The 13,544-nt window shown below is 73.5% G+C and carries 11 protein-coding genes; 10 read left to right on the forward strand and 1 reads right to left on the reverse strand.

Features of this window, described 5'->3' with window-relative positions:
- Window positions 1-171: 171 nt before the first annotated feature.
- Window positions 172-717 carry a GNAT family N-acetyltransferase gene (locus HD596_RS27555; protein ID WP_246554899.1) on the forward strand — a complete coding sequence of 182 codons (546 nt, stop codon included), beginning with the start codon at window positions 172-174 and terminating at the stop codon, window positions 715-717.
- Here HD596_RS27555 and HD596_RS27560 read toward each other — a convergent pair.
- Entirely contained in the window at window positions 647-1,114 is a 468-nt protein-coding gene (locus HD596_RS27560) for a winged helix-turn-helix transcriptional regulator (RefSeq protein ID WP_185072208.1), read from the reverse strand. The genes HD596_RS27555 and HD596_RS27560 overlap by 71 nt on opposite strands.
- An 86-nt stretch (window positions 1,115-1,200) precedes the next feature.
- On the opposite strand from HD596_RS27560, the gene HD596_RS27565 reads away from it, so the two are divergent.
- From HD596_RS27565 to lanM, 9 genes are all read left to right on the forward strand, one after another.
- Window positions 1,201-2,400, forward strand: coding sequence for an MFS transporter (locus HD596_RS27565; protein ID WP_185072209.1), 1,200 nt, complete (start codon window positions 1,201-1,203; stop codon window positions 2,398-2,400).
- A gap of 155 nt (window positions 2,401-2,555) precedes the next feature.
- On the forward strand, window positions 2,556-2,891 hold the full coding sequence (locus HD596_RS27570) for a thiocillin family RiPP (protein WP_185072210.1): 336 nt from the start codon (window positions 2,556-2,558) through the stop codon (window positions 2,889-2,891).
- Window positions 2,892-3,224: 333 nt separating this feature from the next.
- Window positions 3,225-4,004: a sensor histidine kinase gene (locus tag HD596_RS27575; protein ID WP_185072211.1), complete on the forward strand. Its 780-nt coding sequence runs from the start codon at window positions 3,225-3,227 to the stop codon at window positions 4,002-4,004.
- Between the two features lie 127 nt (window positions 4,005-4,131).
- Window positions 4,132-4,422, forward strand: coding sequence for a hypothetical protein (locus tag HD596_RS27580; protein ID WP_185072212.1), 291 nt, complete (start codon window positions 4,132-4,134; stop codon window positions 4,420-4,422).
- Between the two features lie 89 nt (window positions 4,423-4,511).
- Entirely contained in the window at window positions 4,512-4,805 is a 294-nt protein-coding gene (locus HD596_RS27585; protein ID WP_185072213.1) for a putative TOMM peptide, read from the forward strand.
- Window positions 4,806-4,811: 6 nt separating this feature from the next.
- Window positions 4,812-5,528 carry a hypothetical protein gene (locus tag HD596_RS27590; protein ID WP_185072214.1) on the forward strand — a complete coding sequence of 239 codons (717 nt, stop codon included), beginning with the start codon at window positions 4,812-4,814 and terminating at the stop codon, window positions 5,526-5,528.
- Window positions 5,521-7,686 (forward strand): cysteine peptidase family C39 domain-containing protein, encoded by a 2,166-nt coding sequence (locus tag HD596_RS27595; protein WP_185072215.1) that lies wholly within the window; start codon window positions 5,521-5,523, stop codon window positions 7,684-7,686. The genes HD596_RS27590 and HD596_RS27595 overlap by 8 nt, the downstream gene beginning before the upstream one ends.
- Window positions 7,683-10,307, forward strand: a complete 2,625-nt coding sequence (locus HD596_RS27600; protein WP_185072216.1) for an ATP-binding cassette domain-containing protein — start codon at window positions 7,683-7,685, stop codon at window positions 10,305-10,307. The genes HD596_RS27595 and HD596_RS27600 overlap by 4 nt, the downstream gene beginning before the upstream one ends.
- 1 nt (window position 10,308) lies before the next feature.
- Window positions 10,309-13,521, forward strand: a complete 3,213-nt coding sequence (gene lanM / locus HD596_RS27605) for a type 2 lanthipeptide synthetase LanM (protein ID WP_185072217.1) — start codon at window positions 10,309-10,311, stop codon at window positions 13,519-13,521.
- The last annotated feature ends 23 nt before the right edge of the window (window positions 13,522-13,544 follow it).

Raw genomic sequence — 13,544 nt, forward strand, 5'->3', positions numbered from 1 at the left:
GCGCCCGCCGGTGCTGCTGGTGAGCTCGCCGCCGGAGACCCGCGGCACGAAGGCGTCGCCGCCAGGTGCTGCTTGATCCTGCGCGCCGGGTCGAGTTCCGGCGACGAGACGAGCAGTTTCTCCCCACCCCGGCCACCGGCCTGCGGGCGGGCCTCTGGGATACTCCCGCGCATGACAACAGACGGGGGGCGGCCGGGATTCGCGACGCACGGGATCGGGTCCGACCACCCGATGACGTGGACGCTGCGCCGCGCGGAGCCGGGAGACGTCGAGGCGATCGCCGACCTACGCGCGTCGGTCATGCGCCCGGACCTGCAGCGGCTGGGCCGCTTCGACGAGCACCGGGTCCGGCAGCGGTTCCGGGACTCCTTCTCCCCGGACCACACGTCGGTCATCGAAACGGACGGCGGCTTCGCGGGCTGCGTGACGTTCCGCCCGGGCCAGGACGCGTGGTGGCTTGAGCACTTCTACCTCGCCCAGGAACTCCACGGCCGCGGCCTCGGCACGGCCGTGCTGCGCGAACTGCTGGAGCGGGCCGACGCCGAAGGCGTGACCGTCCGGCTGAACGTCCTGCAGGGGAGCGCCGCGCAACGGCTGTACGAACGCCACGGGTTCACGGTGGAGACCGAGGACCCGGTCGACGTCTTCATGGTGCGGCGACCCCGATTTTCCGAACGTGTGACGCCTCGGCGGAGAGCGGCGCGCCGTCCTGGCTGAGCGGGCGGAGCTCGGCCAGCTCCCGCCCTTGGCCGTCGACGAGGACGGAGTGCGGCTCGTCCGGGGCGAAGGCGTGGCGCTCGCCCCATTGGCGGAGGGCGACGACGGCCGTGAAGAGGTCCTGCCCGGCTTCGGTGAGCCGGTACGTGTGTCGCCTGCCGTCGTCGCCGGCGGCGCTCTTGTCGAGGATGCCGTGCTCGACGAGCTTGCGGAGCCGGTCGGTGAGGATGTTGCGGGCGATCCCCAGCCGCTGAAGGAACTCGGTGAAGGTCGTCGCCCCGTCCATCGCGTCCCGGATGATCAGCAGGCTCCACCGGTCGCCTATCAGGTCGACCGTCCGTGCGACCGGGCAGGCCGGGTCGGTCCAGGCGCTTCCCGCGGCGAGTGTGACGTCCACCGGCCCCCTCCGAGATGAGTTGCAATCTGAAACCAGTATGCCCTAGCTTCGGATGAGTTGCATTTTGCAACCTACTGGAGGGCGATATGTCGTCAGGGTTGACGGGAAGGCAGCGGGCCGTGCTCGCGCTGGTGTGCGCGGTGGCGGTGTCGGCCATCTACGGCATCCAGCCGGTCCTCGAAGCCGCGGGCCAGGATCTCGGGCTGGGGGAAGGAGCGCTGGGCTGGCTGGTCGCCGCCGGTCAGATCGGCTATCTCGCGGGGCTGGTGCTGCTGGTCCCGCTGGGTGACCTGTTCGACCGCCGCAGGCTCATCACGGTGCACCTGCTGCTCACGGCGGCAGGCGCGGGGGTGACCGCCGCCGCACCCGGCGGTGGCGTCGCGATCGCGGGCCTGGCCCTGGCCGGACTGTTCGCCGTGGTCGTCCAGATCACGGTGGCCTACGTCGCCGCCGTCTCACCGGCCGGCGAGCGTGGCCGCAACATCGGAGCGGTCACCTCGGGCGTGGTCATCGGGATCCTCGGGGTACGGGTGGTCGCGGGCACGCTGGGCGAGCTGGCCGACTGGCGCATGGTCTACCTCGTCATCGCCGGGCTCTGCGCGATGCTCGCGCTCGCCGCCCGATTCACCCTCGGGGCCGACCTCCGCCGCCCCCGAGCCCGGTACGGGCAGCTGCTGTCGTCGCTGGGTCGTCTGGCCGTCGGCGACCGGCTCTTCCTCAGCCGGGGACTGGTCGCGTTCTTCCTGTTCGCCTCCTTCGGCACGCTGTGGAGCGGGCTGGCGCTCCCGCTCGGCGACGCGCCCTGGTACCTCGGCACCACCGAGATCGGACTGTTCGGACTCGCCGGTCTCACCGGGGCGCTGGGCGCGGCCCGGGCCGGCCGGTGGGCCGACCGGGGCCTGGCGCCCTCGGTCACCGGCTGGTCGCTGGCCCTGCTCACGGCCTCGTGGCTGCTGATCGCCCAGGCGGGGTCCTCGCTGTGGCTGCTGATCGCCGGCGTCGTCGTCCTGGACTTCGCCGTGCAGGCCGTTCACGTCAGCAACCAGCACCTGCTCACCGACGCCCGCCCCGACCAGAGCAGCAGCGTCATCGGCGCCTACATGGCCTGCTACTCCCTCGGCTCCGCGCTCGGTGCGATCACCACCACCTGGGCCTACAGCGCTGCGGGATGGCCGGCCGCCAGTCTGCTCGGCGCGGCCTACGCCGCACTGGGACTCCTCGTCGCCACCTCGACCCGACGTTTCACCCTCCGGGCGATCGTCGGCTCCGGGAGAAGTGTCACATGACAGTTGTCACAGGGGTTCGTGTTAGTTGTTTCTACCGGCGAAAGGCCCGGCGCGCGAGGCTTGACCTGCAACAAGGGGCAGCGAGCAGTCCAGATGCCCGCTGCCACTCCCATCGGATCTCGGCTGCGAGCCGAGGCGGAAGGAGAGTGGGCCCGATGGCCGAAAGCCTCTACATTCTCGGTGACGAGGACCGCAAGAAGTTCGCCAGGCTGATCGCCGCCGCCTGGTCAGAGGAGGACGTGAAGAGCCGTTACGGCCGCGAGCCTCGCCAGATGCTGGCCGAGTACGGCATCGCGTACCCCGAGGGCGTGGCCACGCCGCCGCTGCCCCCGAAGCCCGCCGGCGAGTTCAGCATCGAGGAGCTCGAGGTCGCGGCCGGCACCGAGGCCCCGGCCGACGGCTGCTTCGGCTCCGCCAGCTCGGTCAGCTGCTTCACCGGCTGCGTCGCCACCGCCTCCACCTATGGCTGCGCGGGAGCCGCGGAGGCCTGACGGCGCCGCTGGGGCGCGGCCCGGCCTGTCGCGCGATCCGGCCCGAGGCCGGGCCCGCGGTCCGAACCCGCGGTCCGGCTCGTGGCGCGCCCCACGCCCCTGGCATGGCACCCGGCGGCCCGCCGCCGCCGGGTGCCACCGTCGCCTCGCCCCCGCAGGGCAGGCAAGCGGCTCCCGACGTCACCCCCGGGGTCGGGATCGCGGGTGACGGTCAGCGGCGCCGCGGTCAACGGCACCGGATTTGTTCGGTGCGGAAGCCGCAAAAACCCGAAATATGCGAAAAGTCGCCAGTGATGCGTTGCCTCTGTCCAGATCGGTTGTCATGATCCGCTTGTGACCCAGACAGGGGCTCCCGGTTCGAGGGTGACGGCTCGCGCGCCACTGGAAGTGCGGCTCGGCCGTGCGGCGATCGTGGCGTTCGCCATCTACCTGATCTTCCCCACGTTGGCGTACTACATCGAGAATCCCCATCCCTGGCGCATCCCAGGCGTCCTGCTGACGATCGCGGCCCTCGCCCTCTACATCGCGGCCGGCTGCACCGGCCCGCGCGGACCGTGGCACCGGTGGGCGGTGGGGGTCATGGCGCTCCTGGTCTACCTGCCGCTTCCGTTCCTGGGCGAGTGGTGGGCCGCGTCGGGCGTGCTCCTCGCCGCGATGGCGCTGGGGATCCTGCCCAGGCCGTACCCCCTGCCGGCGTTCCTGCTGGTGGCCGTCGCCGAGACGGCCAAGTCGATGCTGCTCGGCGACGATCTCGTGGGAGGGCTGTCCTGGACCCTGTCCGTCTCCGTGGCGGCCATCCCCCTGGCGGGCCTGACGCATTTCGCCGAAACGGCGCGGGTCCTCTACGCGACCAGGGCCGAGCTGGCCATGGTCGAGGTGGCGGCGCAGCGCGCGCGGGCGATGGGCGAGCTGGAGGGCATCCTCGGCAGCCGGATCGACGCCATCGCCGAGCAGGGCCGCAGGGTCGTCGCCGGCGTGGAGGGCGACGCGGAGAACGTCAAGACAGAGCTGGGCCGCATGCTCGACATGGCCCGCGAGGCCCAGAGAGAGATGCGCGACTTCGCGCATCGGGAGCAGGGGCTCCCATCAGGAAATCCTGACTACCAGAAATGATGAACATCACGATACGTCGGTGTTAGTTGTTTCTGGCGGCTTTTGCCGCTGATGACGAATCTGGACCTCGTAGGCGGCCGTCCCTGACCGACCCGGAACCCCGGGGCCTCACCAACGAGGTGACCTCATGCCAGAAGACCCCACCCTGTCCCCGGAACTGCGCCGGCAGATCGCCAGATTCGTCGCACGCGCCTGGTCCGACGAGTCGCTCAGGCGGGAGTTCGAACGAGACCCGCGCGCCGCCCTCGCCGAAGCGGGCGTCGACTGGCCACGCGAGCTCGCCCCGCCCGACCTTCCTGACCACCCCGGCCAGGCCATCGACCTGGAGAGCCTCGAATCGTCCGCGGGCGGCGCCCTCGGCACGATCGGCACGGTGAGCTGCCCGACCGGATGCTTCTCCGGCGGACAGAACGCCTGACGACCTCGCAAGGCGTGGTGGTGGACAGTCCAGATGCCCACCACCTCGCCAGACCAGCATCTCACACACCCGCGGCGGGAGGACTTGTGATGACTGTGGACACCATCGGCTGGGACACGACTCAGCGCAGGGCGTTCGGCGAGCTGACCGCGAGGTCGTGGCTCGACGCCGACTTCAGACTCCGGTACGAGCACGACCCCCTCTCGGTCCTGGCCGAGTACAACCTCCGGCTGGCCGACGGGGCAGTCGCCCCGGCGCTGCCGCCGGAGCCCGGCAGCGAGCTCGTCATCGAGATCCTCGACGGGTCCGAGGCGATGCCGCCGCCCCCTCCGTGCCTGCTCAGCCTCTGCTTCTGCCTGTACACGCCGACCCCGGGAGAGTGACACGCGATGACCATGACCGCGACGGAGGCGCCGGGAGGCGAGCGGATCGACGAGCTCGTCTCCACGGTGCGGGCCAAGGCGTGGCTCGCCGCGGCCGCGCTCATCCTGGTCGCGGGCTGCGCGGCGAGCTGGACCTGGCTGGGCCAGGTCCGCGACGTGGTCTCCGGCACCGGCGTGCTGGTGGCGGGCGCCGGTCCCGTACCGGTGGCCGCCCCCGTGCCCGGCAGCGTGGCCGAGCTCCTGGTCCGCGTGGGCCAGGAGGTGACCCCGGCGACGCCGCTGGCCGTGCTGGCCGACGAGCGGGGACGCCGGCACGTCGTGACGGGCACCGCGACGGGACGGGTGCTGCGTACGGCGGCCCCCGGCGCGGTCCTGGCCGCGGGCGGCACCGTCGCGGCGGTCGACCCGGCCGCCGGCCCCCTGCGGGCGCTGCTCATGGTCGGCCGGGACCGGATCGGCGCGCTCGCCCCAGGCCAGAGCGTCACGTTCGGCGGCACGGGCGCGCGGGGCCGGGTGAGCGCGGTCGAGCCGTACCCCGCCTCGGGCGAGCTGCTGCGCCCGCTGTTCGGCGAGGCCCTGCGGGCGGACGGGCGGCACCTGGTGACCGTCGACCTCGACCGGCCGGCCTGGCCGGGCGCCACGCTCACCCCGGTGTCGGGGGAGATCACCGTCGCCGTCGTCCGCCCCGTGGACGCCCTGTTCGCCGGAGGGCGTCGTGGCTGAGCACGCGACCAGGCCGCGGCCGGTACGCACCGAGCGCCGGCCGCAGATGGAGGACGCCGACTGCGGGCCCGCCTGCCTGAGCACGATCTTCGCCCACCACGGCCTGCGCGTCCCCGTACGCGACATCAGAGAACGGTGCGGAGTGGGCAGGGACGGCCTCACGGGAGCCGGGCTCAAGGCGGCGGCCGAGGAGTACGGCTTCACCATCGGCGGCTGGCGAGTGGAGGCCGACGCGCTGGAGAGCTTCCCCGTCCCCTCGATGATCTTCGTCGACCAGCGGCACTACGTGGTGCTGGAAGGCATGCGCAAGCGGTGGGCCTACCTCAACGACCCCGCCGTGGGCAGGATCCGGCTGAGCAGAGAGGAGTTCCGGCGGCGATTCAGCGGGATCGTGCTGGTACCACGCCCGGGCGAGGGCTTCACACCGGGCGGGCAGCGGTTCCCCATGGCCCGCTCGGTGCTGGCGAAGGTGCGGCCGTACCTGTCCACGCTGCTCGCCATCGCCGTCATGGCCTTCATGCTGGCCCTGCCCGCGGCGGTCACCGCGCTGCTGACCCGGCTCCTGCTGGGCAAGGTGCTGGTCGAAGGCGGCGCGGCCTGGTCCGCGCCCGTGCTCCTCGGGCTGCTCGGCTGCGTCGGCTTCACCCTGGCCGGCATGTGGGCGCAGCAGCGGCTGCTCGGTGCCGTGCAGCTGGCGATGGCGGCCGACCTGTCCGGCCGGTACGTGTGGCGGCTGCTCAGGCTACCGGGCGACCACTTCCACCGGCGGCAGACCGGTGGCCTGGTGACCAGGACGTCCTTCGGCGCGGGGCTGGCCCTGCTGCTGTCGGACCGGGTCGCCGCCGTCATCGCGGCCCTGCTCACCATGGTGGTGCACTCGTCGATCCTGTTCGCCTTCCACCCGGCCTTCGCCGCCGTCGCCGTGCTGCTGGCGGCGGTCAATCTGGTGGCGATGCGCGCGGTCAGCCGCCGCACCGCCCCGCACCAGCAGCGGCTCATCTTCGACGAGCACCGCAGGGACAGCATGGCGTTCAACGGCGTCTCGATGGCCGAGTCGCTGAAGGCCGACGGCGCCGAGGGATGGTTCTTCGCCAAGTGGGCGGGGCTGTCGGCGCGGACCATGTCGGCGGCCCAGGAACTGATGCGGGTCACGCAGGCGCTGATGGTGGTGCCCGCCGCGCTCGGCTCCCTCGCCGGGGCCACCATGGTGATCACCGGGGCGGTGCTGATGGCCCGCGGCGAGGTCACGATGGAGACCGTCATCGCGGCGCAGCTCCTCGTCGGCGCCTTCCTCGTACCCATGTCCTCGCTGGTCGGGGTCGGCGCCGAGGCGCAGGTCGTGGTCGCGCAGACCGGCATGCTCGACGACGCGCTGCAGGCCGAGCCCGACCCCCGCCACGCCGAACCCCCCGGCGCCCCCGAGGGGGCGGGGGGCCTGCGCGGCACGGTGGAGTTCGACGGGGTCACCTTCGGGTACGACCGCCAGCACGGGCCGGTGATCGAGGGGCTGTCGTGGCGCGTGGAGCCGGGCCAGCGCATTGCCATCGTCGGCCGCACCGGCAGCGGCAAGTCCACGGTCGCCCGCCTGCTCACCGGAGCGGTCGTGCCGTGGTCCGGGCAGATCAGGTTCGACGGCGTGCCGAGGGACGAGCTGCCCAGGGAGACGCTGTCCACCTCGATCGGCTACGTGGAGCAGAACCTGCAGGTGTTCGAGGGCACGGTGGCCGACAACCTCACGCTGTGGGACCCGACGGTTCCCGCGTACCGGCTGCGCCGGGCGGTCGGCGACGCCTGCATCGCCGAGGTGGTCCACCGCAGGGGCGGGCTGTCGGGCGGCCTGGTCGAGGAGCGGGGCCGCAACCTGTCGGGCGGCGAGCGGCAGCGCCTGGAGATCGCCCGGGCGCTCGCGCTGTCCCCCTCGGTGCTGGTGCTGGACGAGGCCACCAGCGCGCTCGACGCGGAGACCGAGGCCCTGGTGGACGCCAACCTCAAAGCCAGGGGCTGCACGTGCGTGGTCATCGCGCACCGGCTCAGCACCGTACGCGACAGCGACCTGATCCTCGTGCTGGACCGCGGCAAGGTCGTCCAGCGGGGAACCCACGCCGAGCTCATCGCTGAGCCCGGCCCCTACCGCACACTCGTCGAGGAAGCGGCATGAACGGCTACCCCGTCAGCGAGATCGAGCTGATCGACCCCTATGCCTGCTGGCACGTCGTCAGCGGCTCCGTCGACGTCCTGCTGGCGCCCGTGGACGGCCAGGGCCCCCGCCGCCGCGTCGTCCGCGTGGAGAGCGGCCAGCTCATGCACGGCTTCGCCGCCACCGACCTGCCGCAGGGCTACACCGTCCTGGCCGCCGCGGCCGACGGGACGTCGGTGCGCCGCGTCCGCAGGGACGCGGGCGCGCTGTCGGCCTGGGCGCGCCGCCTCCACCGGCCCGGCGCGCAGGACGGCGCGGGCGGCGGCCGGCCGGCGGCGCCCCGCCCAGGCCGGCAGGGGGCCGGCGCGGCGCAGGACCCGCCGAGCGACCGCGAGCTGCGCGCGCTGCACCGCGGGGCGCTGGAGCAGGTGCTGCTGCTGGCCGAGGCGGAGGAGGCCGACCGGGACAACTGGCGCGCGGCCAGGGTGGCGGCCACGAGCGAGACGCTCCGGCGGTCGTTCGCCGATGTCGGGGTCGCCGCCGGCGCTCCACCCTCCCCCGACCGGCCCCGGACGACCGCCGAACACGCCGCGAAAGTGGTCAAGACGCTCGGCGACCACTGCGGGTTCGCCGTGCGGGACAGCGCCCCGGACGCCGGCCCCGACGCCGACTCCGGCTCTGGGCCCGGCGACCCGCTCGGCGCGGCGCTGGACGCCGCCAGGGTCAGGCACCGGCGGGTACGCCTTTCCGGACGATGGTGGCGCGAGGCCACCGTCCCCATGATCGGCTTCACCCGGGAGGGCGGCCGGCCGGTGGCGCTCCTGCCGCACCGGGGCGGCTACCGCGCCGCGGACCCGGCGGCGGACCCGTGCCGGGTGACCGAGTCCGTGGCCGCCGGCCTCGCCCCCGACGCCTGGCAGATCTACCCGCCGCTCGGCGAGGGCGTCGCCACCCCCGTCGCGCTGCTCAGGTTCGGCCTGCGCGGCGCGGGCAGGGAGCTGGCCTGGCTCCTCGCGGCCGGCGGCGGCGCCGGGCTGCTCGCGCTCGGTGTCCCCCTGCTCACCTTCGGCCTGCTGACCTCCGCGGCCAACCCCGCCGACCGGCCCGCGACGATCTGGACCGCGGCGATCATCGCCGCCATGGTGTGCGCGAGCGCCCTGCTCCTCGCCGTGCGCAACTCGGTGCTCGTACGCGTCCACAGCCGTCTCCAGGAACGGCTCGAACCCGCCGTCTGGAGCCACCTCATCTCCCTCGACCTGCCGTTCTTCAACCGCTACAGCACCGGCGAGCTGGTCCAGCGCGCCAACGCCATCGCCGACATGCGCAAGGCGCTCGGCGAGGCCGCGGTCAACTCCCTCCTCGGCGGCATGTTCTCCCTGTTCGGCCTGCTGGCGCTGCTCGCCGTGGACTGGCGGCTGGCCCTGGTCGCGCTGGGCGGGGTGGGCGCGCTGCTCGCCGTGCTCGCCGGGCGCGCGGTCCGCCAGCAGCGGCACGAGCTGGTCATGCACGAGCAGTACGGCAAGGTCTACTCCCTGCTGTACGCGTGCCTCGGCGCGATCGACAAGATCCACGTCGCGGGCCGGGAGGCCCAGGTGTTCGGGCTGTGGTCCCGGCTGTTCGCCACGCAGCAGCGCGCGGCCGAGGCGATCCAGCGCGAGCGGGCGGTGTCGGCGGCGATCGGCGCCTCGGCGCAGCCGGCGCTGCTGCTGCTCCTGGCCGCCACCGGCCTGACCTGGGGCGTCCCGACGGCGTCGTTCGTGATCGCCGCCGTGGCGCTCGGCCAGTTCGTGCTCGCGCTCGGCCAGATGAACAGGGCGGTGGAAGCGGCCTTCGCCCTCCTGCCCCGGTTCGAGCGGCTGCGCCCGGTGCTGGAGCGGGCGCCCGAGACGTCGCCGGGCGCCAAGGACCCGGGCGAGCTGGGCGGGCTGGTACGGCTCAGCGGCGTCTCCTTCGCCTACCCCGGCACCGCGATGCGGATCCTCGACGACGTGTCGATGGTGTTCAAGCCGGGCGAGTTCGTCGCGGTCGCGGGCCCGTCCGGCGCGGGCAAGTCCACGCTGGTGCGCCTGCTGCTGGGCTTCGAACCACCCCGCACCGGCCAGGTCCTCTACGACGGCGGCGACCTGCGCGACCTCGAACTGCGCCGGGTGCGCGCCCAGGTGGGCGTCGTGATGCAGCAGGCCAGGGTGCTCAGAGGCTCGATCCTGGAGAACATCATCGGCGACGTGCCCGGCGCCACGGAGGAGGACGCCTGGTGGGCGGCCCGCCTGGCCGACCTGGACGGCGACATCGCCGCGATGCCCATGGGCATGCACACCGTCGTCGGAGAGGACAACGCGTCCTTCTCGGGCGGCCAGCTCCAGCGGCTGCTCATCGCCAGAGCGCTGGTGAAACGCCCGCGCATCCTCATCCTCGACGAGGCGACGAGCGCCCTGGACAACCACACCCAGGCGCTGGTCAGCCGGAGGATCGCCGAGTTGGACATCACCCGGATCGTGATCGCGCACCGGCTGAGCACCATCAAGTCGGCGGATCGGATCTACGTACTCGACCAGGGGAGGGTCGTCGCCGACGGCCCCTTCGAGGAGCTGGTGGACGACAGCCGGCTCTTCGCCCGCATGGTCCGCCGACAGGAGGTCTGAGATGACGGTCTCGGTTCACGCCGGATACGCCGAAGCGCAGGGGGAGGGTTTGCTCGCGGTTCCGGGCGGTGACGAACGGCTGATAGCCGTGCTCGCCGCCGCGGCGCCCTTCCCCGAACGCGTGTCGGGAGAGTTCTTCGTCCCCGTGGCGGGGCGCAGCCCGCGCCAGGCGTCCGAGCGCACCAAACGCTGGCTGAAGGCCGCCGTCGGCGACGACGAGGACGCCAAGCGGGCGCTGCTGCACCACCGCAGGCGCTCCGGCCGCGACCTCGGCGCCGGGCTCGTCGACGTCCGGCTCGCCGACCCGCGCAGGCTGCCCGACTGGGGTTACGCCCTGGTGGACTTCCTGCTCGCCCAGCCGCCCACGGCCGCGGCCGACCCCGCGTCCGGGCGGCCCGGCTCCCCGTTCGTGGCGTTCAGGCGCGCCGTCAACCGGCTGGTGGACATGAAGGACGGGACGGTACGCGGAGTCCCCGTCACCCCCGAGGCGTGCGAGGACATCGCGGGCCAGCTGATCGAGCGCCTGACGCAGGTCTGCTTCTCCGGCTTCGCGTTCGAGGCGCAGCTCGCCGGCACCGCCAACGACGTGTCCGCCTGGCTGCAGAGCCCCGGCCTGGACGTCAGCCAGTCCGGCTGGCTCGACCGGCTGGAGACGCTCCCGGGGCTGGCCTACGTCATGGGCATGGCCTGCCTGCAGTGGCGGCGCGTCGTTCACGAGCTGTTCGACCGGTTGAACGCCGACCTGCCCGAGCTGCGCAGGACGCTGTGGGGCTGGACCGCCCCCGGACCGGTCACGGGATACTCCGGCGACTCGGGCGACCCGCACAACCACGGCCGGGTGGTCACGCTGCTCACCTTCGCCTCGGGCGAGCGGGTCGTCTACAAGCCGAAGGACCTGCGCTCGGTGGTCGGGCTGATGGACGTGTGCACCCTGCTGAACAACCACGGGCTGCCGCTCACCCTGCACACCCGCACGGTCGTCCTGCGTGACGGCTACGGCTGGGAGGAGTACGTCACCGCCGAGCCCGCCACGGACGAGGACAGCGTACGGCGCTACTACACGCGCCTGGGCATGCTGGCCAGGCTCGCCCAGTTCCTGGAGTGCCGCGACCTGTGGGCCGACAACCTGGTCGCCAAGGGCGACACGCCGGTCTTCATCGACCTGGAGAACGTCCTGCAGGCCCGCATCAGCAAGCCCGCCCTCATCGGCGACCGCATCCAGTCCCTGTGGGGGCAGGTCGAGGAGACGGTGGTCAAGACCGCCGTCATCAGCTTTCCCCGGGTGATCGCGGGCGGCGTCCAGGCGCACGACATCGGCTGCATGGCCGGACTGCAGGAGCAGGTCGCGCAGAGCCCCCAGTTGTACCCGCTCGGCTGGGAGGCGCCGCCGTACCGGCCCACGTGGGGCGCGGGCGAGCTGGCCGACCCGAGCCGCTACGCCGACGAGGTGGCCGAGGGCTACCGGCAGATGCAGGACTGCCTGACGCGCAACCGGGAGCTGCTGGCCGACGCCCGCGGCCCGCTCGCGCTGCTGGAGGACGCGCCGGTCCGCTACATCTGGCGCAGCACCTGGGACTGCGTCGAGCTGCTCGGCATGAGCCTGAGCCCGGGGGCGCTGATCGACGGGATGGCCAGGGAGGTCACCCTCGCCCACCTGTTCCGCAGCGCCCGCGAGACGCTGCGGCGGGACCCGGGGCGCGAGGACATCCTGGAGATCGTCGAGCAGGAGATCGACGCGTTCCGCCGGATGGACGTCCCCCTGTTCGTCTCCAGGCCCGGCTCGGACTCGGTGTTCACCCCCGACGGCGTCGAGATCCCCGGGCACTTCTCGGGCACGGCGTGGCAGCGGCTCCAGGACCGCCTCGCCGACCTGGCGGGGTTCCCGGTGGACGAGCAGCTCGCCGTGCTGGAGACCTGCCTGGACTTCACGGGCGCGCGGCAACTGCCCACCCTGTTCCCCGGCCCCGGGCCCCGGCCCCGCACGGTGCGCGAGATCGGCCAGTACGTCTACGACCTGTCGGGACGGCGGGCGGAGCCCGAGGCCGAGGTGCTGCTCGCCCGCGCCGGCGAGCTCGCCGACCAGGTGCTCGCCAGCGCCGTCCCGCTCGGCACGCCCAAGGGCGGCCCCGTCGGCGAGCGGTCCGGCTGGATCGGCGTGGTCACCTATCCCGCGCACGGCCTGGACCAGGTCGAACCCCTCCAGGGCGACCTGCTCACCGGCACCGCCGGCCTCGCCGTCTTCCTCGCCGAGCTGTACGCCAACACGGGCGCCCCCGGCCACTGGACGGCCGCGCAGGACGCGCTGGACGCCTCGGCCGAGTTCGCGACGCTGTCCACGCAGTCGGGCGTCTACCGCAGGATGTGCGGGACGCTCGCCCCAGTCGGGGCGTTCGTGGGCCTCGGCTCGACCATCTACGCGCTGAGCCGCTGCGGCGCCACCCTGGCCGACACCAGGCTCGTCGAGCGGGCGGTCGCGCTGGTGCCGCTCGCCGAGGCCCAGCTGGCCCTGCCGACCTGCGCCGAACCCGTGCTGGGCCGGGCCGGGCTGCTGCTCGCCCTGCACAAGCTGCGCGAGGCCGCGCCGACGGCGGTCCCCGAGGCCGAGGCGCTCGCCGCGAGGCTGCACGAGGAGCTGCTGGCCGAGCTGGCCGGCGGCGGCGCGGCCCGGTCGCCGTACCCGCCGGGCGTGGCCGCGCTCGACGGGGTGCCCACCGGGGTGGACGGGCTGGTGTGGGCGCTGGCCGCCAGCGCGGCCGCGCTGGGGGAGACCGGCTCCGGGAAGAGCGGCCCCGGGAAGAGCGGCGCTGACCTCGCGCCGCTGCTGGCGCACCGGTTCGCCCTCGACACGCCCGGCTCGCTGCTCGCCGCCGTCGCCACCGCCCACCTCCTCACCGGCGAGGTGCCCGGCGACCTGCGGGAGCGCGTGGCCAGGTACTGCGCCCCCGACGCCGCACGTTCCTGCGCGCGGCTCGTCGTGGACGCCGAGGTGGCGCTGCACACCGCCCGCCTGACCGGCGACGAGGCGCTGGAGCGCTCCGCCCGCGAGCTGGCCGCCGAACTGCTGCGCCGCCGCGACCACACGGGCCGCTGGTTCGCCGACCGGCGGCGCGCCGACCGCCTGTCCCTGTCCGCCACCGACGGGCTCGCCGCGGCGGGGCTCACCCTCCTCCGGCTCGCCGACGACCAGGTCGCCTCGCTGCGCCTCGTGCACTGACCCGGGACGCACTGACCGCGTGC

This window comes from Nonomuraea jabiensis (assembly GCF_014204795.1).
Classification (GTDB): domain Bacteria; phylum Actinomycetota; class Actinomycetes; order Streptosporangiales; family Streptosporangiaceae; genus Nonomuraea; species Nonomuraea jabiensis.

Excerpts from the sequence above, each read along its gene's own strand:
- HD596_RS27565 (WP_185072209.1), top strand. The coding sequence starts at position 1,201 with ATGTCGTCAGGGTTGACGGGAAGGCAGCGGGCCGTGCTCGCGCTGGTG.
- HD596_RS27590 (WP_185072214.1), top strand. The coding sequence starts at position 4,812 with ATGACCATGACCGCGACGGAGGCGCCGGGAGGCGAGCGGATCGACGAG.
- HD596_RS27585 (WP_185072213.1), top strand. The coding sequence starts at position 4,512 with ATGACTGTGGACACCATCGGCTGGGACACGACTCAGCGCAGGGCGTTC.
- HD596_RS27555 (WP_246554899.1), top strand. The coding sequence starts at position 172 with ATGACAACAGACGGGGGGCGGCCGGGATTCGCGACGCACGGGATCGGG.
- lanM (WP_185072217.1), top strand. The coding sequence starts at position 10,309 with ATGACGGTCTCGGTTCACGCCGGATACGCCGAAGCGCAGGGGGAGGGT.
- HD596_RS27600 (WP_185072216.1), top strand. The coding sequence starts at position 7,683 with ATGAACGGCTACCCCGTCAGCGAGATCGAGCTGATCGACCCCTATGCC.
- HD596_RS27580 (WP_185072212.1), top strand. The coding sequence starts at position 4,132 with ATGCCAGAAGACCCCACCCTGTCCCCGGAACTGCGCCGGCAGATCGCC.
- HD596_RS27570 (WP_185072210.1), top strand. The coding sequence starts at position 2,556 with ATGGCCGAAAGCCTCTACATTCTCGGTGACGAGGACCGCAAGAAGTTC.